We start from the raw sequence: 334 nt of genomic DNA on the forward strand, positions 1-334 counted from the left end.
GTCAACAGTCGCAAATCCGCAGGTACTTTATCGCCGGCTTCCAGCAACACAATATCGCCCGGTACCAACTGCTCACCGTCAACCGTAATTCGCTCACCATTACGAATCACATTGGCACGAGGGGCCAGCATATGCCGAATGGCATCCATGGCCTGCTCGGCCTTGCCTTCCTGAATAAATTCAATAATGGCATTAACCACGACCACGGCCAGAATAACGCCAGTGTCGACCCAGTGGCCCAGCAGCGCAGTAATTACTGCAGAAGCAATCAGTACATAAATCAGAACATTGTGGAAATGCTGCAGAAAACGCAGCAACACATGACGCCGTGGTG

General features: G+C 51.5%; 1 protein-coding gene. It reads right to left on the reverse strand.

All coding sequences use genetic code 11. The features are described 5' to 3' along the window. On the reverse strand, positions 1-317 hold a 317-nt coding region (locus tag Q4563_RS17840), incomplete at its 3' end, for a P-type ATPase (protein WP_442903783.1). Positions 318-334 lie beyond the last annotated feature (17 nt).

The sequence above is a fragment of the Gilvimarinus sp. 1_MG-2023 genome (assembly GCF_030548285.1).